This is a genomic window from Halomonas sp. PAMB 3232 (assembly GCF_031954225.1).
Lineage (GTDB): Bacteria > Pseudomonadota > Gammaproteobacteria > Pseudomonadales > Halomonadaceae > Vreelandella.
This window is the reverse complement of sequence record NZ_CP134865.1, coordinates 3,086,601-3,106,686: the sequence shown is the minus strand read 5'-3', so window position 1 is coordinate 3,106,686 and position 20,086 is coordinate 3,086,601. Positions and strand designations below refer to the sequence as shown.

The window sequence follows — 20,086 nt, the reverse complement described above, 5'->3', positions numbered from 1 at the left end:
AGGGCGCGGATGCTTGGCTAGCGGGACGCTTTTTCGTCGTGGCCGGAGACCCCGAAGCGCCGCGCAAGCTCGTCGAGTACGCGCTGATGGTCGAGCTCCAGGTGCGAGAGCATCACCATGCTATGAAACCATAGATCCGCGGTTTCGGCGATAAGTGCCTGGCGCGCCTGCTCATCGCCGTGTTCGGCGTCTCGGGCGGCCAGCACGGTTTCAAACGCTTCCTCGCCCACTTTCTCCAGAATCTTGTTGAGACCCTTGTGATGCAGCGAGGCGACATAGGACGCCTCGGGCGCTGCGTGGCGGCGCTCGGCAAGAACCTGGGCCAGGTGATCCAGAACGGGCGTGGTCGCGGTAGTGCTCATCGAAATCCTTGGCGTTGGCGCGAATCGAACCCGCGCAAGACGTGCGGGCGTGTCTTGGGGTTAGCGTATCACAAACGCCGTCACTGCCATAAAAGCAGTATCAGCCCGGCGCCGGCCGCGGCCAGCACCTGCCAGGGCTGCGCCAGCGCCCACTCGCCAAGCGGCTGCCAGGCAAGGGCCACGGCGACCAGCGCGATGCCAACGCGCAGGCGGTGGTGGCGCTTTTTCTGCTGGGTGAATTTCTCGTCGAGCCGGGTGATGGCGTGGGCCTGCTGATGACGCTGGCGGTGCTCCTGCTCCATGCGGCTAAGGGCCTGGTGGGCCAGCACCGGAAGCTCGGGCAGCTGGTGGGAAAGCTCCGGCGCTTGGCGCTTGAGCGACTCCCAAAGCCCGCCAATGCCGGCGCGCTCTTTCATCCACTGCTCGAGATAGGGCTTGGCCGTGCTCCATAGATCGAGTTCCGGGTAGAGCTGACGCCCCAGCCCCTCGATGTTCAGAAGCGTTTTTTGCAGCAGTACCAGCTGCGGCTGGACTTCCATATTGAAGCGTCGAGCGGTCTGGAAAAGCCCTAAAAGCACCTGGCCAAAGGAGATGTCCTTGAGCGGCTTTTCGAGAATCGGCTCGCACACGGTGCGAATGGCGGCGGCGAACTCGTTGGCGCGGGTATTTTCCCCCACCCAGCCGGATTCGATGTGAAGCGCCGCCACCTCGTAATAGTCCTGATGGAAAAACGCCAGCAGGTTGCGCGCCAGATAATCCTGATCTTCCCGGGTGAGGCTTCCCACGATCCCGCAGTCGATGGCGATGTACTGCGGGTCTTCCGGGTTGTCGGCGTTGACGAAGATGTTGCCCGGGTGCATGTCGGCGTGAAAGAAGTTGTCGCGAAATACCTGGGTGAAGAAAAGCTCGACGCCGCGCTCGGCGAGTTTCTTGAGGTTGACGCCTTGCTTGATCAGCGTGTCGAGATCCGCCACCGGCACGCCGCGAATGCGCTCCTGAACCATGACATGGCGCCGGGTGAAGGGCCAGTAAATGGTGGGCACGAACAGAAGCGCCGAATCCTTGAAGTTGCGCTTGAGCTGCGAGGTGTTGGCGGCTTCCTTGTAAAGGTCGAGCTCGTCAAACAGCGTCGATTCGTAGTCGCGGATGACCTCGACTGGACGCAGGCGTCGCGCCTCGGGCACTCGTGCCATCAGCTTGGCGGCCCGGTACATCAATGCCATGTCCTGGCGCATCACCGCGTCGATACCGGGGCGGATGATCTTGACCACCACCTCTTCGCCGGTGTGAAGCGTGGCAGCGTGAACCTGGGCGATCGAGGCGGAGGCCAGCGGCGCGTGATCGAAGCGGGCAAAGGCCTCTTCGAGGGACATCTCGAGCTCACGCTCCACCCGCGCCACGGCGAGCTCGCCGGGAAACGGCGGCACCTGATCCTGCAGGCGTCTAAGCTCGTTGGAAATGTCGTCGGGCAAAAGGTCGCGCCGGGTGGAAAGCATCTGGCCGAACTTGATGAAGATCGGCCCCAGTGACTCCAGCGACAGGCGCAGGCGCTCGGCACGGGAGCGCTTGCCCACCGGAATCAGGCGCAGCGGCAAACACCACATCACCCCGCGCAGCCAAAGCGGCAGTCGCTCCATGGGGATCAGCGTATCGAGGCGGTGGCGCGCGATGACCCATAGAATCTTGAACAGCCGCAGGCTCATGTACAGCGCTCCCGAGCCTGGGCGGCGGCCTGGATGTCGAGACTCGCGTTCAGACGCCGCGTCAGGCGATCGAGGCGCGCTTCCAGGCGATCGGTGGCCATGTCCAGATCGGTCAGCGCGTCGCGCAGCACGTCGCGCTGCGCCCGGCCCGGCAGCATCCGCGCCTCCTCGAAAACGTACTCGGAGAGATCCTGTAACAGCTCGTCCTTGGCGCGCAGCCCGAAGCGGTTCAAGCGGCGAACGCCTTCGGCCAACGAGTGGGCGGGCGTGGCGCCGATCCAGCCGGCAAGCTCACCTTCCCAGTCGAGCTCCAGATCGAAAAACAGATCGCGGGTCGCTTCCAGAAGGCCAATACGCCCGCGCACCGCGAGCTTGCCGTCGAACATCAGCCGCTCGATCGAGGCGCCGCTGAGCCACTCCGAAAACGTCTCCGGCGTGAGCTCGACGGTCGCATCCGCCTCGGCCTCGTTGACATCGTCACCGGGCAGCAGGTCGACGCCGGTTTCGTGATAGGCGAGCAAAAGCGCCAGGTGCGGTCTTTCGAGCCGGACCAGCAGCCGGCTACCGGCGAGGGCCGCCAGCCGGTTGGGCGCGGCCGGGTCGCGGGCGAGCAGGGCATTCAGCGTGCGTTCGCATCCAGCCAGAAGCAGGGGCGGGGTCAATCGCATGCGCGCCTCGATTGTCGCGTCAATGGAGTGGGAGGCGTTGCGCTGCCAGGCGTCATAGCTTGATGCCGCGGTGAAGCGCGACGATACCGCCGGTGAGGTTGGTGTACTCCACCCGCTCGAGCCCGGCGGCTTCCATCATTGCCTGCAGCGTCGGTTGGTCCGGGTGCATGCGAATCGATTCGGCAAGATAGCGGTAGCTCTCGCCGTCCTTCGCCACCAGCTCGCCGATTTTCGGCAGAAAGCGAAACGAGTACTCGTCGTAGGCTTTGCTTAGAAGCGGATTGCCGGGCTTGGAGAACTCCAGCACCAGAAGCCGTCCGCCGGGCTTGAGCACGCGCGTCATGGAGCGCAGCGCGGCGTCCTTGTCGGTGACGTTACGAAGGCCAAAGGCGATGGTGATGCAGTCGAAGTGGTTGTCCGGGAAGGGCAGGTTCTCGGCGTTGGCCTGAACGTACTCGACGTTGCCGCCCACGCCCTGGTCGATCAGCTTGTCGCGGCCGACGTTCAGCATCGAGGCGTTGATATCGGCCAGCACCACCTTGCCGCGCGGGCCGACCATGCGCGAAAACTTGAGCGTCAGATCGCCGGTGCCGCCGGCGATGTCCAGCACCCGGTGGCCCGGGCGCACGCCGGCGCGCTCGATGGTCAGGCGCTTCCATACCCGGTGAATGCCGAAGGACATCAGGTCGTTCATGACGTCGTAGCGCGCGGCCACCGAGTGAAACACATCCGCTACCCGCGAGGCTTTCTCGTCGAGCGGGACTTCCTGATAGCCAAAATGGGTGGTGCGCTTTTGTGTGGGGCTCATGAGGCGACGGGCTCCCGAGTTCGAGGCGGATATCGATGATATGGCGATCATCGCTTGATAGGTTGGCTGTATTGTAGCCTTCTCCCAACGGTTTTGTCTGCGCCCGGGTCACTTAACCCAAGCGTGCGCTCGCGCGCGGCAAGACCGATTTTCAATACCTTGAGCCTCAAAGCTGTTTGAACTGAATGCCCGCCGGCTCGCGGGAGGCGCCGGCATCGCTGAGCGCCTGCAGATACTCCGCCCAGTAGGCGTCCTGCTGAGTGGCGAGCTCGAACAGGTAGTCGTAGCTGTAGAGGCCGCTGTCGTGGCCGTCGTCGAAGTGAAGCTTGAGCGCGTAGTGGCCGACCTGGCTGATGTCCATCAGGCCCACGTCACGCTTGCCGGTTTGCAGCACGGCAGTATCGGCGCCGTGGCCGCGCACCTCCGCCGACGGTGAGTAGACGCGCAGAAGCTCGACCGGCACGCGGTAGTGCCGATCGCCCGGGTAGGTGAGCTCCAGCAGGCGATTTTTCTTGTGATAGTGCACGTGGGTGGGAATCGGGCTTTCCATCGGGCTCTCCTGTTCAAGAGACGAACGGGGCATATAGACGAACGGGCGGGTGTCGCCACCCGCCCGTAAGGCGTAAAAACGGCACCTGCAACGCGCAGGTCGCTCGAGCTTACAGAATGTAGCGCGAGAGGTCCTCGTCGACCGCCAGCTCGCCAAGTTGCGCGTTGACGTAGTCGGCATCGACCACCAGGGGGCTATCCATATCGCCGCCCTTGAAGGAAGCCTCTTCGAGCAGGCGCTCCATCACGGTGTGCAGGCGCCGAGCGCCGATGTTCTCGGTACCTTCGTTGACCTGCCAGGAGATCTCGGCGATGCGCTCGATACCGTCCTCGGTGAAGTCGACGTCCAGACCTTCGGTAGCGAGCAGCGCCTGGTACTGCTTGGTCAGCGAGGCCGAAGGCTCGGTCAGGATGCGCTTGAAGTCGTGGGGCGTGAGCGCATCGAGCTCGACGCGAATCGGCAGGCGGCCCTGAAGCTCCGGAATCAGATCGGAAGGCCGCGATAGGTGGAACGCGCCGGAGGCGATGAACAGAATGTGGTCAGTCTTGACCATGCCGTACTTGGTGGAGACGGTCGAGCCCTCGATCAGCGGCAGCAGATCGCGCTGCACGCCTTCGCGGGACACCTCGCCGCCGCTGGACTGGCCGCTGCCCTTGGCCACCTTATCGATCTCGTCCAAAAACACGATGCCGTGCTGCTCGACGGACTCTACCGCGCGGGCCTTGATCTCCTCCTCGTTGACGAGCTTTCCGGCTTCCTCGTCGCGCAAGAGCACCAGCGCCTCTTTCACCGTGACCTTGCGCTGCTCGCGCTTTTGCTGGCCCATGTTGGAGAACAGGCTTTGCAGCTGGTTGGTCATCTCCTCCATGCCCGGCGGGGTCATGATGTCGACGCCCTGGCCCTGGGATGAGACCTCGATCTCGATCTCCTTGTCGTCAAGCTGGCCTTCGCGGAGCTTCTTGCGAAACGACTGGCGGGTGGCGTTCTCTTCGCGCGGCTTGTCTTCCTGGCCGCGCGGCGGGGGCAGCAGGGCATCGAGCACGCGGTCTTCGGCGGCGTCCTCGGCGCGGTGACCGACCTCCTCCTTGGCGTGCTCGCGCACCATCTTGATCGCGGCTTCCATCAGGTCACGAATGATCGACTCAACGTCGCGGCCGACATAGCCCACCTCGGTGAACTTGGTCGCTTCCACCTTGATGAACGGCGCGCGGGCGAGCTTGGCCAAACGGCGGGCGATCTCGGTCTTGCCCACGCCGGTCGGGCCGATCATCAGGATGTTCTTCGGCGTGACTTCCGGGCGCAGATCGGCATCGAGCTGCATGCGCCGCCAGCGGTTACGCAAAGCGATCGCCACGGCGCGCTTGGCGTCCTTCTGGCCGATGATGTACTGGTCGAGGGCGTGAACGATTTCGCGGGGGGTCATCTGGGTCATGAATAAGGCCTCAACGGTCGTCGATGTTCAGCTCTTCGAGCGTGACGTGGTGATTGGTGAATACGCAGATGTCGCCCGCGATTTGCAGGGATTTTTCAGTGATTTCCCGCGCGCCGAGCTCGGTGTTTTCCAGAAGGGCGCGGGCGCTGGCTTGGGCGAAGTTGCCGCCAGAGCCGATGGCGATGATGCCGCGCTCCGGCTCGACGACGTCGCCGTTGCCGGTGATGATCAATGAGGCGCTGTGATCCGCCACGGCCAGAAGGGCCTCGAGCCGGCGCAGTGCGCGATCGGTGCGCCAGTCTTTTGCCAGCTCCACGGCGGCCTTGGTCAGATGGCCCTGATATTTCTCGAGCTGCGCCTCAAAACGCTCGAACAGAGTGAAGGCGTCCGCCGTGCCGCCGGCGAAGCCCGCGAGCACCTTGCCCCGATAGAGGCGGCGCACCTTGCTGGCGTTGCCCTTCATCACGGTGTTGCCAAGCGATACCTGGCCGTCGCCGGCGAGGGCGACCTGGTTGCCGCGGCGTACGGATACGATCGTGGTCATGGAGATGACTCCTTGAGGGAGAAAAGACTCCCGATAACTTATCGGCCGCCTGGCGGCCGCAACTAAAGCGCGTAAAAAACCTGAGCGATTCACCACAAAATGCGGGCGGTCGATAAAAAATCAACCGCCCGCATAGGGTTCTGCCTGGCTTTTATGGCCGCGCCCACGCGGGGCGCGCTAGTTTTGCAGCTGGATGAGCAGCGGCTCGATGCCCTGGGTCGCCATCAGGTCCTGGGCGCGGTTGAGCTCGCGAGTGTCCTCGTAAGGCCCGACCTGAACGCGGTGCCAGATATCGCCGCTGGCCTGCACTTCGGTGATCTGGGCCAACAGGCTCAGGTTGCGAAGTCGCGAGCGCAGCTGCTCGGCATCCCCTAACTCCTTGAACGACGCCGCCTGCAGCATGTAGCGATTGGGCGTGGCGGGCGCTTGTGCCGCGGGCTCGGCGGGCGTTGCCGGGGCGCTTTGGGCCTGCTCCTCCGGGCGAGTGTTGGCGGCGATCACCTGGGCGATCGGATCATCACCGGAGGCGCCGTCAGTATTGGAATCGGCTGGCGGCGCTTCCGGGCGATTGACCGTCGAGGGCAGCGCCCCACCCGGGGCGATGACTTCGGTTTCCGGCAGCAGGGTGTAGAACTCGAAGGTCGGCATCGAGGGCTCGGCGTCTCCTTCGGTCTGGCGCGCGGCGCTGCGCTCGTCGCTACCCGGCGGCTTTGGCAGCACCGTCGCCTCTGGCGTGGCATTTTGCTCCTGCCAGGGGGCGGTGCCGTGCTGATGCTGGGCCAGAAAGAACCCCACGGCGATACCGGCCAGCGCCCAGAGCCAGCCCGGCAGGCGAAAACCGCTGCCGGGCTCTTTCGGCGTCTTGCGCTGGCTGGTCGCTCCGCGACGGCTGGGCCGCTTGCGCGCTTTGGCCATGGTTTACATCTCCTCCGGGGCGCTGACCCCCATGAGATCGAGCCCGTTGCGCAGCACCTGGCGGGTGGCCAGGCCCAGCGCCAAACGTGCGTTTCGGGTGGCATCATCGTCGACCATCACTTTCACCGCGTTGTAACAGGTGTGAAAGTCCGCGGCCAGATCCAGCAGGTACTGGGAGATTTGCTGCGGCTCGCGGGCGCGGGCGGCCTGCTCGACCACTTCCGGGTAGCGCGCCAGGCGATTGAGCACCGCCTTCTCCTGGTCGCTGTCTAGGCTCGCCAGATTTGCCATCGCCTGATCGAAATCGAAGGCGCGGGATTCGGCGTCGGCCTTTCTCATCATGCTGCACACGCGGGCGTGGGCGTACTGCACGTAGTAGACCGGGTTGTCGTTGGACTGCGAGCGGGCCAGGTCGATATCGAAGGTGAGCTGGGAGTCGGCCCGGCGCGCGGCGAGGAAAAAGCGCGTGGCGTCGCGGCCTACTTCGTCGATCAGATCGCGCAGCGTGACGTAGCTGCCGGCGCGCTTGGAGAGCTTCACCTCGACGCCGGAGCGGGTCACCATCACCATCTGGTGCAGTACGTAGTCCGGATAGCCCTTCGGAATGCCGACTTCCAGCGCCTGGAGACCGGCGCGTACGCGGGTGACGGTGGAGTGGTGGTCGGCGCCCTGCTCGTTGATGACGGTCTTGAAACCGCGGCTCCACTTGTCGTGGTGATACGCCACGTCCGGCAAAAAGTAGGTGTAGCCGCCGTCCTGCTTGCGCATCACGCGGTCCTTGTCATCACCGAAGTCGGTGGTGCGCAGCCACATCGCGCCGTCTTCCTCGTAGGTGTGGCCGTTGGCGACCAGTCGCTCGACGGTTTTTTCGACCTTGCCCTGCTCGTAGAGCGACGATTCGAGAAAGTAGACGTCGAACGCTACGCCAAAGGCCTTGAGGTCCAGATCCTGCTCGCGGCGAAGCCAGGCAACAGAAAAATCGCGAATGGCGTCGAGATCCTCCGGGTCCGCCTTGCCGGTCACTTCCCGGTCGTCGGCAGAGACGGTCTTGCCGGCCAGGTAGTCTTGGGCAACGTCGTTGATGTAGTCGCCGCGGTAGCCGTCTTCGGGCCAGCTGGCGTCGTCCGGGCCAAGCCCTTTGGCGCGGGCCTGCACGGAAAGGGCCAGATTCTGGATCTGGGCGCCGGCGTCGTTGTAGTAGAACTCGCGGGTGACGTCATACCCTGTGGCCTCGAGAAGCCGGCACAGGCAGTCGCCGATGGCGGCGCCCCGGCCGTGGCCAACGTGCAAGGGGCCGGTCGGGTTGGCAGAGACGAACTCGACCTGGACCTTTTCGCCCTGGCCGACGAGGCTTCGCCCAAAGGCGTCGCCGGCGTCGAGCACCTGCGCGATGATCTGTGCGGCGGCGTCCGTGGCGGCAAAGAAGTTGATGAAACCGGGGCCGGCGATCTCGGTGTTGGCGATCGCGTCGCTTTCGGGCAGCGCCTCGAGGAGCTTCTCGGCGAGCTCGCGCGGCTTGAGGCCTGCGGGTTTGGCCAACATCAGCGCGAGGTTGGTGGCGTAATCGCCGTGGGCCTTGTCTTTGGTCGGGTCGATCTTGATCGTCGGGGTCAGATCAACAGGCAGCACGCCCTGATGCTTTAGCGCATCGATGGCGCCCTGGAGCAGGGAGGTGATCGTCTCTTTCATTTGCATATCCGAAATTTTGGGTGGCGGCGTGTGCGTTTAATCGTGCGCGTTCGGTAATAAAGGGGCGGTCGATGTTGACGTTTGAGAGCATCGACGCAAAAAGGCCCGGTACACATAAAACCGCCATTATCGGCAATTGGCGCTCACTTTCAAAGCCGTATCGGGTTCGAAAGCGAACGCTCGTCGCCTTGTTTGGGCTTGCCAGCGTCTACGCCAGCGTCTGCGGGTCGATGTCGATCGACCAGCGCACGCTGCGCGCCTCGCGGTGGGCGTCCAGCCACTGGACCAGGTAGTTGGCCGCGGCGTGGCGCTGGCTGCGCTTGTCGGCGGCGATCAGCACGTGCACGTGGTAGCGATTTTGGCGCCGCTCCATCGGCGCGGGCACCGGCCCCAGACAGCGCGCCTGCACGTTAGCTACCTTGAGCCACTCTCTCAGCGCCTGGGCAGCGTCTTGTGCAAGCGAAAGCGCGGCCGGCTCCTTCGGGCTCTCCAGGCGTAACAGCGCCATGAAGCCAAACGGCGGCAGCTTGGCCAGCCGCCGCTCTTCGAGCAGGTTGCGCGCCAGCGCCCCGTAGCCGTGCTCGGCCAGCTGGCCAAGGTGCGGGTCGTCCGGGTGCAGGGTCTGCACCAGCACCCGGCCCGGGTGGGCGGCGCGTCCGGCGCGCCCGGCCACCTGCTCGAGCAGTTGGGCGCTGTGCTCGAGCGCGCGAAAGTCCGCGCTGTAGAGCCCGCCGTCGGCGTTGATCACCACCACGAGCGTGACGTGGGGCAGGTGATGGCCCTTGGCGAGCATCTGAGTGCCGACCAGAATGCACGGCTCGCCGCGGTGAACCTCCTTGAGCACCTGGTCGAAGCTGTCCTTACGCCGGGTGCTGTCGCGGTCGATGCGATGAATCGTGGTGTCGGGAAAAAGCCCCGTCAGCGTCTCCTCGGTGCGCTCGGTGCCGGCGCCGAGCGCGCGCAAATCGCCGCTGCCACACTCGGGGCAGGCGTCCGGCAGCGCCCGGCGGCTGTCGCAGTGGTGGCAAGCCAGCAGCGGCGGCTGGCGGTGCAGCGTCATGCGCGCGTCGCACTGGTGGCAGTCCGCCATCCAGCCGCAGCCGTGGCAGGCAAGCCTGGGGGCGAAGCCGCGCCGGTTGATGAACACCAGCACCTGCTTGCCGGCAGCCAGGGTCGACGTGATCGCCTTGAGCGCGCCGGGTAGCAGCCCGCCCTGGCGGCGCTGATGACGAAGATCCAGAAGTTCGAGTTTGGCCGGCGGGTGGCGGCTCGGGCGTTGGGTGAGGCGCAGGTGGCGGTAGTCGCCGGCCAGCGCGCGCTGAAGGCTCTCGAGCGACGGCGTGGCGCTGCCCAGCAGCAGTGGGATCTGGTGATGGTGGGCGCGGGCCACGGCCAAATCGCGGGCGTGGTAGCGAAGCCCGTCGTGCTGCTTGTAGGAGCCGTCGTGCTCCTCGTCGACGATGATCACCCCGGGTTTTGCCAGCGGCGTGAAGATCGCCGAGCGGGTGCCGATCACGATCAGCGCGCGCCCGTCGGCGGCGGCCTCCCAGGCGTCCATGCGCTCGGCGTCGTTGAGCCCGGAGTGCAGCGCCACCACGGGTACATTGAAGCGGCTTTTAAAGCGCGAAAGCGTTTGCGGGGTCAGGCCGATCTCCGGCACCAGCACCAGCGACTGTTTGCCCCTGGCGGCGACCGCCTCGATCAGCTGCAGATAGATTTCGGTCTTGCCGCTGCCGGTGACGCCTTCCAGCAGGCAGGGGTGGTAGCCGTTCAGGTTTTCGTGCAGCGCGGCCAGCGCCGCTGCCTGCTCGCGGTTGAGCGCAAGCGACGGCGAGGCGAGCAGATTTGACGCGGTGTCAGCCCGCCGGCCTGCCTGGCGGGCAAGCTCCGTTGAGGTGATTAGCCCCTTGCGGGCAAGCGCGTTGAGTTGCTCTTTGGTATAGCCGTGGGCGCTGATTGCCTGGGTCGGCAGGCCGTGAGCGTGCTGGCGCAAAAGCGCGTAAAGCTCGGCCTGTTTGGGGGCATTTTTAAGTGAGTCCGGCGTTTGCTCGCCAACGGCCTGCCACTGGGTAAAGGTGCGCCCGGCCATGGGGTAGCCCTGGCGCAGTCTTGCCGGCATGGCCAGCTGCATGGTGTCGCCCAGACCGTGCTGGTAGTAGCGCGCGGTGAAGTGGCAAAGCCACTGCCAGTCCTCCGGCAGCGGCGCCTCATCGAGCACTTCGGAAATCGGTTTTAACTTTTCGCGGGGCAGTGTGCTTCGATCGAGCAAATTGATCACGACACCCACAACGTCGCGCCGACCAAACGGTACGCGCACGCGAAGTCCCGGCTGCCAGCCGCCGGCCGGTGGCTCGCGGCCGGGCAGGTAGTCAAACAGCTGACGCAGCGGCGAGGGCAGGGCCACCTGAAGCGCGCCGGGGGCCGTGGGCGCCTTTGGAGCGGGCGTTGAAGAAAAGGGAACGGGCAATTGGCCTCCGGCGTAAAAGTTGCTAGAATATGCGCCCGCTACACGTTTTACCAACCCGGTTTTATGTGAGCGACTATCCGGTTAAGCAGTTATTTCAACCCCCTATGCGGTGCCTGGCAACGGATCAGGTGGCGGCATAAGCGAGTGAGGTTCACGATGAAACAAGGTATTCACCCGAATTACAACACGGTCACCGCGACGTGTTCTTGTGGCAACGCCTTCCAGGTGGGTTCGACTTCTGGTCAGGACTTCTCTCTGGACGTGTGCTCCAACTGCCACCCGTTCTACACGGGCAAGCAGAAGCAAGCGACCACCGGTGGCCGCGTAGAGCGCTTCAACAAGCGCTTCGGCGCTGCCATGAAGCGCGGCTAAAACGCCCGCTTGCCGGCCACGTGCCGGGTGCCAAAGACCCACGCTTCGGCGTGGGTTTTTTTATGCCCACGTACTCGTGCCCACGAGCTTGTGCCTACGAACTGATGCCTGCGAGATAATGAAAAATTTTTCCATAAATGCTGCGGCGCATCAATAAGTAAAGCGTTATGGCTCACGCTCTTCGTTATAAGTTCTACCAAATAGAGCTTAAAAGTTTCCATAGTTAGTCAACGTGTAGCCAAATGTCGAAATCAAGAGTCGAGTTGACGGCGCTTGAGGGTCTTCGGCTTTTTCTATACTCTTGAAGCACTTTTCAACTTTAGGATAACGGATTTGACCATGACAGACGCGAACCGGCAGGCAGCGCTCGACTATCACGCCAACCCCATTCCAGGAAAGCTATCGGTCGAGTTAACCAAGTCCACCGCCACCGCTCGTGATCTGTCGCTGGCTTACAGCCCGGGCGTGGCGGAGCCGGTACGCGAAATCGCCGCCGATGCGGAAAACGCCTACCGCTACACCGGCAAGGGCAATCTGGTCGCCGTCATTTCCGACGGCAGCGCCATTCTGGGCCTGGGCAACCTGGGGCCGCTGGCCAGCAAACCGGTCATGGAAGGCAAGGGGGTGCTGTTCAAGTGCTTCGCCGGCATCAACTCAGTGGACATCGAGGTCGACGCCGAGAATCCGCAGGCGTTCATCGACACCGTGGCGCGCATCGCTGATACCTGGGGCGGCATCAACCTGGAGGACATCAAGGCACCGGAGTGTTTCGAGATCGAAAAGGCGCTGATCGAGCGCTGTTCGATTCCGGTCTTCCACGACGATCAGCACGGCACTGCGATCGTCACCGCCGCGGGCATGCTCAACGCTCTGGAGATCGCCGGCAAGCGCATCGAGGACGTCAACATCGTCTGCATGGGCGCAGGGGCCGCGGCGATCGCCTGCATGCGTCTTCTGATCAGCTGCGGCGCCAGCGCCGAGAATCTGGTGATGCTCGACCGGCGCGGCGTGATTCATAGTGGGCGCGAAAACATCAACGAGTACAAGGCGGAATTCGCCCGCGACACCGAGATGCGCACCCTTGATGACGCCATCGACGGCGCCGACGTCTTCATCGGCCTCTCTGGCCCCGGCCTTTTGAGCGCCGAGCAGGTCAAGAAGATGGCCGCCGATCCGGTCATCTTTGCCTGCACCAACCCGGACCCTGAGATCCACCCGGACGTCGCCCGCGAGGCGCGCCCGGACGTGATCATGGCCACCGGCCGCTCGGATTTTCCCAATCAGGTCAACAATGTACTGGGCTTTCCGTTCATCTTCCGCGGGGCTTTGGACGTGCGCGCCACGCGCATCAACGAGGCGATGAAGCTCGCCGCGGTGCATGCGCTGAAGGATTTGGCCCGCGAGCCGGTGCCGGAAGAGGTGCTCAACGCCTACGAGCGCACCGAGATGAGCTTCGGGCGCGAGTACATCATCCCTACACCGGTAGACGTGCGCCTGTTGGAGCGCGTCTCCGCCGCCGTCGCTCGGGCCGCCGTGGATTCGGGGGTGGCGCGCAAGCCGTATCCGGCGCACTATCCGCTGAAAACGATCAATAACGTGTACGGCGGCTAGAAAAGCTTTCGAACAGATCGACAAAGCCCGTCATTGACGGGCTTTTTTTGATTGAAGGGCTGTGGAGCCCCTCCAATATACTTGCGCCCAGAAGCAAACCTGAGCGGGGGTCTTTCGCCATTGCCGAAGATTGCTCCTGCATATTCGGCATTCCCGCCATCCATGGCGGTCAGATGGCGAAAGTAGCCTACAAGGACGTATTCATGGCGCCCCCGCGCAGGGTTGCTTCTGGGCCCACCAACCGCGATCCTTTTCAACGAATCAGGCCTGGGGATAGCGTGTCAGCCCTTCCTGGGCGGTGGAGGCAACGAGCCGCCCCTGGCGGTCGAAAATGCTGCCGCGGGCCAAGCCTCGGGCGCTGCCGGCCCAGGGCGAGTCGATGGAGTAGAAGAGCCACTCGTCGACGCGGGTGTCCTGGTGCAGCCACAGCGCGTGATCGAGGCTTGCGATACGAAGCTTCGGGTCGCCGAACTCGACCCCGTGGGGAATCAGCCCGGTGGTCAAGAGGTTGAAGTCCGACGAGTAGGAGAGCAGGTGGCGGTGAAGCGCCGGATCCTCGGGAAGCTTTCCCTTGATGCGAAACCAGAGCCCACGCCCGGCCGGCGCCGCCGGGCTCGGGTTGTGGTCGAGGTGCAGAAACTCGATCGGGTGGCCGGGGAAGCGCTCGTGCTTGACGTTGCCCTCTTCGATCAGCGTTTCCGGAGCTGGCACGTCGGGCATGATGAGCTGGTGGGTAAACCCCGCTTCCGGGCTCTGAAACGAGGCGCTGCAGAAAAAGATCGGCCGGCCCTTCTGGATCGCGGTGACGCGGCGAGTCGTGAAGCTGCCGCCGTCGCGCACGTTGTCCACCTGGTAGACCACCGGGCGGTGCGGGTCGCCCGGGCGCAGAAAGTAGCCGTGCTGGGAGTGGGGCAGGCGCTCGGGCTCCACGGTGCGAGACGCCGCCGCCAGGGCCTGGCCGAGCACCTGGCCGCCGTAGAGCTGGGGGAAGCCCAGGTCCTGGCTCTGGCCGCGAAACAGCGTCTCCTCCAGGGGCTCGAGATCCAGCAGATTCAGTAGCGTCTTCAGCGCGTCGTTCATTCTCGGTATCCTATGGCGTTTAGCCGCTTTCTCGATCGACTGGCTACCTTAGCGGAGTTCGCCCCGATGCGCAGCGACGAATTTTACATGTACCGGGCGTTGGATCAGGCGCACCGGGCGGCCGCCGCCGGCGAGGTGCCGGTAGGCGCGGTGGTGGTCGACCCACAAGGCGAGATCATCGGGGCCGCCCACAACGCCCCGGTCGAAAGCCGTGACCCCAGCGCCCACGCGGAAATTCGCGCGCTGCGCGCGGCGGGCGAGGCGCTTGGCAACTATCGCCTTGACGGCTGCACCCTGTATGTCACATTGGAGCCTTGTATGATGTGCGCCGGCGCCATGGTCCACGCGCGCATCCAACGGCTGGTCTACGCCGCCGCCGAGCCGCGCACCGGCATGGTCGAATCGAAGGCCAACCTGCTCGCTCAGCCCTGGTTCAATCACCGCGTCGAGGTCGAGGCGGGCGTATTGGCCGGCGCTTCGAAAAAGCTCCTGAAGGCGTTCTTTGCAGAGCGCCGCTAACCCGCCCAAGGAGGCACGATGCACGTGCTGCTCAATACGCTGATCGTGGTGCTCACCGTCGCCTGCATGGAAGTGGTGGCCACACTCGCCCACAAGTACATCATGCACGGCTTTGGCTGGGGCTGGCACCGCTCGCACCACGAGCCGCGCACCGGCTGGTTCGAGCGCAACGACCTTTACGCGGTCGTCTTCGCGCTACTCGCCATCGTGCTGATCGCCTACGGCACCGCCGGCGCGTGGCCGCTGCAGTGGATCGGTGCCGGCATGACCGCCTACGGGGTGATCTACTTCGTGCTTCACGACGGCCTCGTGCACAAGCGCTGGCCGTTCAGCCTGATTCCCCGGCGCGGCTACATGAAGCGTCTTTACAAGGCTCATCGGCTGCATCACGCGGTGAAGGGCCGCCACGGTGGCGTGTCGTTTGGCTTCATCTACGCCCCGCCGGTGGAGACGCTCGAGGCCACGCTGCGACGCCGTAAGGCCGCTAGCGCGGGCGCTGCCAAAGGCTCATCGAGCGAGGCGTCGAGCTCCGCCGAGCGCGAGAACCCAGCGCGCTAGCCCCGCCGGCCAGCAAAAGCGCGACTTTTTCACTTCGCCCGGTACTTTGACGCCCATTCCAGGCGAGTTTGCCCGCGCGAGTCACCTTCACACCGATTTTGCGATACACCCCGAGCGCGGTGGCGATCGCCCAGGCCGAGCGCAGCGGCAGCCGCTCGATGCCGATGCGCGCCGAGGCGTAGTAGGGCTCCGCCGCCGCGATCAAACGCTTGGAGACGCGCGCAAGCGCCTCGCGCTGGCTCGGGTCGAGAATGTCCGCAACGCTCAAGCCCTCCTCTCGCAGCCACTCCCCGGGCACGTAGCAGCGCCCCGCCTCGGCGTCCTCGACGATGTCGCGGGCGATATTGGTCAGCTGAAAGCCGAGTCCCAGGTCGCAGGCGCGATCGAGTACCGCCTCGTCGCGCACGCCCATCACGCGGGCCATCATCAGCCCGACCACGCCGGCCACGTGGTAGCAGTAGCGCAGCGTGTCATCCAGGGTTTCATAACGCTCGTCGCGCACATCCATGGCGTAGCCTTCCAGGTGATCGAAGGCCTGGGAGGGCGGAATGTCGTGGGTCAGCGCCACTTCCTGGAAGGCGGCGAAGGCGGGCTCCTCCATCGGCTCGCCTTTGAAGGCGCGCGCGGTCTGGGCCTTGAGCTCGGCCAGGCGCGCCTCGCTCTGCGCTTTTTGCTCGCCTTCCGAGGGCGCGTTGTAAAAGCCCAGGGTCTGGTCGTCGATCACGTCGTCACAGTGGCGACACCAGGCGTAGAGCATCAGCGCGGCGCGGCGGGTGGCGGGGTCGAACAGTTTCGAGGCGCTGGCGAAGCTCTTCGAGCCCGCCGCCATGGTCACCGTGGCATGATCGAGCAGCGCCTCGCTCATGCGTTTTCCTTCTCTGACGTTAGCCGCTCCACCATCAACCCGGCGGTCGCCTTGGCGGAGCCGATCACCCCGGGAATGCCCGCGCCCGGGTGGGTACCGGCGCCGACCAGATACAGGTTGTCGATCTGGCTGTCCAGGTTGTGCGGGCGAAACCAGGCGCTCTGGGTCAGAATCGGCTCGATCGAGAACGCCGAGCCCTGGTGGGCGCCGAGCGTATCGCGAAAATCGAACGGCGTGAACGTGCGGTGGGTGACGAGCTGGCTTCTCAAGCCCGGCATGTAGTGCTTCTCCAGATAGTCGAAGATGCGCTCGCGCAGCTTCGGCCCTTCGACGTCCCAGTCGAGCGCGGCGGTGCCCAGATGTGGCACCGGCGCCAGCACGTAGTAGCTGCCGCAGCCTTCGGGGGCAAGCGAGGGGTCGGTGACACACGGTGCGTGCAGGTAGAGCGAGAAATCCTCGGCCAGCTCATCGCTGTTGAAGATTTCATCGATCAGCTCGCGATAGCGCGGCCCGAAGCAGACCGTGTGGTGGGCGAGCTGAGTGTGGTTGTGATCGAGGCCAAAGTAGAGCACGAACAGCGAGTTGCTCATGCGCTTGCCCTTGAGCTTTTTGGCTCGCTTCGCCCCCACCGGGTGGTGGCCGAGGAGTTTTTCGTAGGTGTGCACTACGTCGGCATTCGACGCCACGGCCCGCGCCGGGATTTCGCGGCCATCGGCAAGCGTCACGCCGCGGGCGCGGTTGCCCTGCATCTCGATACGCTCGACCTTGGCGTTGACCAGTATCTCGCCGCCGAGGTCCTCGAACAGCTTCGCCATGCCCTTGACCAGCGCGCCGGTGCCGCCACGGGGAAACCACACGCCCCATTTGCGCTCCAGCGCGTGGATCAGCGTGTAGATCGACGAGGTGGCAAACGGGTTGCCGCCGACCAGCAGCGAGTGAAACGAGAACGCCTGGCGCAGGTGCTCGTCCTCGATGTACTGCGATACCTTGGCGTAAACGCTCTTCCAGGCCTGCAGTTTGGCAAGCTGGGGGGCGGCGCGCAGCATGTCGCGAAAGCTCAAAAACGGCACCGTGCCGAGCTTGACGTAGCCCTCGTCGAACACCGCCTTCGAGTAGTCGAGAAAGCGGTGGTAGCCCTCGACGTCTTTTGGGTTGAAGTGATTGATCTGGCGCTCGAGGCTTGCCTGGTCGTTGTCGTAATCGAACACCTCGCCGGACTCCCAGCAAAGCCGGTAGAACGGCGTGACGGGTAAGAGCTCGACGTACTCGTCGATCGATTTACCGGCAAGCGTGAAAAGCTCCTCGAGGGCGCTCGGGTCGGTGATCACCGTGGGGCCGGCGTCAAACACGAAGCCTTCGTCCTCGTACACGTAGGCCCGCCCGCCGGGCTTGTCGCGGCTTTCCAGAAGCAGCGTCGGAATGCCCGCGGCCTGCAGCCGGATGGCCAGCGCCAGGCCGCCAAAGCCCGCGCCAATTACGATCGTTTTACTCATCTTTAAAAGCTCGCAGCCGAGGGGTTTGTTTAAGCACGGCCGGGATGGCCTCGCGCACCGGCACCGGGGGCTTGCCGGAGACGATGCGCACCTTGTCCAAAAGCGTGGGCCGACCGGCGTAGAAGCGCTCGATCAAGCCGTCGTTCAGCGTGTAGAAGCGCTGCATGACCTGCCAGCGCCGGCCCGGTTGGCCTGCCAGAAACAGCATGCGGTTGAGCATGCGAAAAAACCGCTGCTGCCGCCAGCGCCGCCTCGCGAAATCTTCGATCAGCTGGAACAGCGACGCGGCGTCGAAATGCGTCTGCGCGGCGATCTCGTCTGCCAGCGCCACCGCGTGGGGCAGCGAGTAGCCGGTGGTGGCGTGAAAGAGCCCGGCGCGCAGCCCGCTTCTCGGCTGGTTCTGGGCTGCCAGCCAGAAGGCGTCGATATCGCCGTCCAGGGTGATCGGCAGATGGCCGTGCTCTTCGCGCTCCAGCGTTTCGAGCGCCCAGCCCTGACGCTCGGCGTAGGCGGCAAGGTTGTCGCGGGCCAGCGCCGGGTCCAAATCCGCTGCGTCGACGTAGTGGGTGTCCTCGATCAGAAGCGTCCGGTCATCGAGCGGCAGGCTGTAGACGAAGCGGTAGCCGCCCTGTTGATCAACGGTGGCGTCCATCATGATCGGCCGGGTCAGCCCGTGGGGCGTTTTGATCCGCCACTGCTGGCCCAGAAACGACTGATAGCCGATGGTCAGGTGCGGCGACGCTTGTGGGCCGCGCCCGTCGATCACCGCGGCCGCTGTGAGCGCCGTGCCGTCTTCGAGCGTCACGCCGGTCGGGGTGACGGTGGCAACGCGGGTATCGGTCAAAAGCCGCTCGCCGAGATCATCCTCGAGCACCTTCGCAAAGCGCTCGGCGGTCACGCTCAGGTAGTCGCTTTTTAGATGCCGGCTGAACGCGGGAAAGCGCACCTCGTAGCCGGGCCAGCGATGCGCCACGAATGGCTCAATCCAGGCGTGCTGCTCAGAACTCAAATCGTGCTGGTGAAACGACCAGGTGTGGTTGCCGCCGGGGCGGGAGCCGGATTCGATCACCAGCACGTCGAGGTTCGGGTGGCGCTTGCCAAGCCGCCAGGCGATCAGGGCGTTGGCAAGCCCCGCGCCGACGAGAATGAGATCATACGACTGCTTCATGGGCGCTCTCCGTGTAAACCGGGCGGTGCGTGGTCAGCGCCTGCTCGGCGATGGCGGCGGCTTTGTCAGCCCCGCCGGCGGCGCGAAGCGGCGCCTGAAGCGCGGTGAGCCGTTCACGATAATCAAACGCGTCGAGACGGGCGAGCTTTTGCGCCAGCGTGGCCGGGCGCGAGAAGTTGAAGGCGCGCTCGCCAAGGCCGTGATACAGCACCCGCGCCGCCACGCCTGGCTGGTCGAAGGCCAGCGGCACGACCAGCATCGGCGTGGTGGTGTCGATGGCATCGACCACGGTGTTGAGCCCGCCGTGGGTGATGACCGCCTCACTGCGGGCAAGCGCTTCGCGCTGGTCGACGAAACCGACCGCCGCGGTGGCCCCAGCGCGCACAAGCGCCGCTTCCTGCGCGTCATTCAGCTTGCCACAGTGAGCGATCAACAGCGCCTTGCCCTGACGGCGGCACGCGCGGGCGATCTTCTTGAAGAGTCCAAAGCGGTGGCCCTGCAGCGTGCCGAGCGAGGCGAACACGAAGCGCTTTGGAAGCGCCAGCGCCTCCAGGGGTTGGTGGCGGGCGCCGGCGTTTGGCAGGCGCAGCGGGCCGACGGCGTGGAAGGTGTCGGGAAGCGCGGTACGGGGGAAATCGAAGGCGAGCGGCGTCTGGCTGATCTGGGCAAGCGGTGACAGGCACTCGTGAAGCCCGCGGCGCGGCGACAGCCCGAAGGCGTGGGCGTGGCGCTCGACGACCTTCGCGTGGCGGCCCATCATTTGATCATAAATGCGCTCGCTGGTGGCGTACATGCCGCGGGCTCGCTCAGACTCGGCCAGGCGAAACGGCATCACCGGCAGCGGAAGGCCCGCCTCGCGGTTGACCGGCAGCGCGCAGGCCACCGACACGAACGGCAAACCGAGCCCCTCGGCGACCAGGGCGCCGGCGGACTCCATCTGATCGGCGATCACGCCGTCGATGCCGAGCGTCTCAAAGGCGGCGGGCAGCTCGCGGCAGAGCATGTCGGTGGTCTCGGCCAGATCGCGAATCATGGCGAAGAGCCCGGCGCCGGAAGGGCTGGCTAGCCGCTCGAGCGTGCGCGCCATGCGCCCTTCGGGGTGGCTTTGTTGACCGACGGCGAAAAAGCCGATGCCCGGCTCGCTGACCAGCGGCCGAGCGTCGGCCTGATGAACGAACGTGACCCGGTGGCCGCGGGCGATCAGGCCGGCACCAAGCGCCTCAAGCGCCTTGACGTGGCTGTAAAGCGCCGGGGCCACGATGGCGAAGTGGCTCATGAGGGC

The 20,086-nt window shown here is 64.9% G+C and carries 19 protein-coding genes; 4 read left to right on the top strand and 15 right to left on the bottom strand.

Annotation, left to right across the window (positions count from 1 at the left end):
* Positions 1-17: 17 nt before the first annotated feature.
* The 10 genes from RN346_RS14195 to RN346_RS14150 form a co-directional block, all read right to left on the bottom strand.
* Positions 18-362 (bottom strand): phosphoribosyl-ATP diphosphatase, encoded by a 345-nt coding sequence (locus RN346_RS14195; RefSeq protein ID WP_252106235.1) that lies wholly within the window; start codon positions 360-362, stop codon positions 18-20.
* A gap of 80 nt (positions 363-442) precedes the next feature.
* A complete protein-coding gene (gene ubiB, locus RN346_RS14190) occupies positions 443-2,065 on the bottom strand; it encodes a ubiquinone biosynthesis regulatory protein kinase UbiB (protein ID WP_311961494.1) in 1,623 nt (540 codons plus the stop codon).
* Positions 2,062-2,733 carry an SCP2 sterol-binding domain-containing protein gene (locus RN346_RS14185; RefSeq protein ID WP_311961493.1) on the bottom strand — a complete coding sequence of 224 codons (672 nt, stop codon included), beginning with the start codon at positions 2,731-2,733 and terminating at the stop codon, positions 2,062-2,064. Before RN346_RS14185 ends, ubiB begins: the two co-directional genes overlap by 4 nt.
* A gap of 52 nt (positions 2,734-2,785) precedes the next feature.
* On the bottom strand, positions 2,786-3,541 hold the full coding sequence (gene ubiE, locus RN346_RS14180; RefSeq protein WP_311958636.1) for a bifunctional demethylmenaquinone methyltransferase/2-methoxy-6-polyprenyl-1,4-benzoquinol methylase UbiE: 756 nt from the start codon (positions 3,539-3,541) through the stop codon (positions 2,786-2,788).
* A 166-nt stretch (positions 3,542-3,707) separates the two neighbouring features.
* Positions 3,708-4,091, bottom strand: a complete 384-nt coding sequence (locus RN346_RS14175) for a DUF971 domain-containing protein (RefSeq protein ID WP_311958635.1) — start codon at positions 4,089-4,091, stop codon at positions 3,708-3,710.
* A 109-nt stretch (positions 4,092-4,200) separates the two neighbouring features.
* Positions 4,201-5,523: an ATP-dependent protease ATPase subunit HslU gene (gene hslU / locus RN346_RS14170; protein ID WP_311961492.1), complete on the bottom strand. Its 1,323-nt coding sequence runs from the start codon at positions 5,521-5,523 to the stop codon at positions 4,201-4,203.
* Positions 5,524-5,533: 10 nt separating this feature from the next.
* Complete coding sequence (hslV, locus tag RN346_RS14165) at positions 5,534-6,067, bottom strand: ATP-dependent protease subunit HslV (RefSeq protein ID WP_252106241.1); 534 nt, start codon at positions 6,065-6,067, stop codon at positions 5,534-5,536.
* A 177-nt stretch (positions 6,068-6,244) separates the two neighbouring features.
* Positions 6,245-6,982 (bottom strand): SPOR domain-containing protein, encoded by a 738-nt coding sequence (locus RN346_RS14160; protein ID WP_311958634.1) that lies wholly within the window; start codon positions 6,980-6,982, stop codon positions 6,245-6,247.
* A gap of 3 nt (positions 6,983-6,985) precedes the next feature.
* The gene (argS, locus tag RN346_RS14155; protein WP_311961491.1) at positions 6,986-8,671 is read right to left on the bottom strand and encodes an arginine--tRNA ligase; all 1,686 of its coding nucleotides are present in this window, start codon (positions 8,669-8,671) and stop codon (positions 6,986-6,988) included.
* A gap of 208 nt (positions 8,672-8,879) precedes the next feature.
* Positions 8,880-11,138: a primosomal protein N' gene (locus tag RN346_RS14150; protein ID WP_311961490.1), complete on the bottom strand. Its 2,259-nt coding sequence runs from the start codon at positions 11,136-11,138 to the stop codon at positions 8,880-8,882.
* Between the two features lie 156 nt (positions 11,139-11,294).
* On the opposite strand from RN346_RS14150, the gene rpmE reads away from it, so the two are divergent.
* Complete coding sequence (rpmE, locus tag RN346_RS14145) at positions 11,295-11,510, top strand: 50S ribosomal protein L31 (protein WP_252106245.1); 216 nt, start codon at positions 11,295-11,297, stop codon at positions 11,508-11,510.
* 339 nt (positions 11,511-11,849) lie between these two features.
* Positions 11,850-13,121: a malic enzyme-like NAD(P)-binding protein gene (locus RN346_RS14140; RefSeq protein WP_263586180.1), complete on the top strand. Its 1,272-nt coding sequence runs from the start codon at positions 11,850-11,852 to the stop codon at positions 13,119-13,121.
* A 261-nt stretch (positions 13,122-13,382) separates the two neighbouring features.
* On the opposite strand, the gene RN346_RS14135 is transcribed toward RN346_RS14140, so the two are convergent.
* Positions 13,383-14,201, bottom strand: coding sequence for an acyl-CoA thioesterase II (locus tag RN346_RS14135; RefSeq protein ID WP_311961489.1), 819 nt, complete (start codon positions 14,199-14,201; stop codon positions 13,383-13,385).
* A gap of 66 nt (positions 14,202-14,267) precedes the next feature.
* Here RN346_RS14135 and tadA point away from each other — a divergent pair, with 66 nt between their 5' ends.
* Together tadA and RN346_RS14125 are read left to right on the top strand one after the other, a co-directional pair.
* Positions 14,268-14,720, top strand: coding sequence for a tRNA adenosine(34) deaminase TadA (gene tadA, locus RN346_RS14130; RefSeq protein ID WP_263586182.1), 453 nt, complete (start codon positions 14,268-14,270; stop codon positions 14,718-14,720).
* Between the two features lie 18 nt (positions 14,721-14,738).
* Positions 14,739-15,278: a sterol desaturase family protein gene (locus RN346_RS14125; RefSeq protein ID WP_263586183.1), complete on the top strand. Its 540-nt coding sequence runs from the start codon at positions 14,739-14,741 to the stop codon at positions 15,276-15,278.
* On the opposite strand, the gene crtB is transcribed toward RN346_RS14125, so the two are convergent.
* From crtB to RN346_RS14105, 4 genes are read right to left on the bottom strand one after another with little or no spacing between them, the layout of a single operon-like run.
* Positions 15,205-16,143, bottom strand: a complete 939-nt coding sequence (gene crtB, locus RN346_RS14120; RefSeq protein WP_311961488.1) for a 15-cis-phytoene synthase CrtB — start codon at positions 16,141-16,143, stop codon at positions 15,205-15,207. The genes RN346_RS14125 and crtB overlap by 74 nt on opposite strands.
* Positions 16,140-17,636, bottom strand: a complete 1,497-nt coding sequence (locus RN346_RS14115; protein ID WP_311961487.1) for a phytoene desaturase — start codon at positions 17,634-17,636, stop codon at positions 16,140-16,142. The genes crtB and RN346_RS14115 overlap by 4 nt, the downstream gene beginning before the upstream one ends.
* A complete protein-coding gene (gene crtY, locus RN346_RS14110; protein ID WP_311961486.1) occupies positions 17,629-18,804 on the bottom strand; it encodes a lycopene beta-cyclase CrtY in 1,176 nt (391 codons plus the stop codon). Before crtY ends, RN346_RS14115 begins: the two co-directional genes overlap by 8 nt.
* Positions 18,788-20,080: a glycosyltransferase gene (locus RN346_RS14105; protein ID WP_311961485.1), complete on the bottom strand. Its 1,293-nt coding sequence runs from the start codon at positions 20,078-20,080 to the stop codon at positions 18,788-18,790. Before RN346_RS14105 ends, crtY begins: the two co-directional genes overlap by 17 nt.
* Positions 20,081-20,086 lie beyond the last annotated feature (6 nt).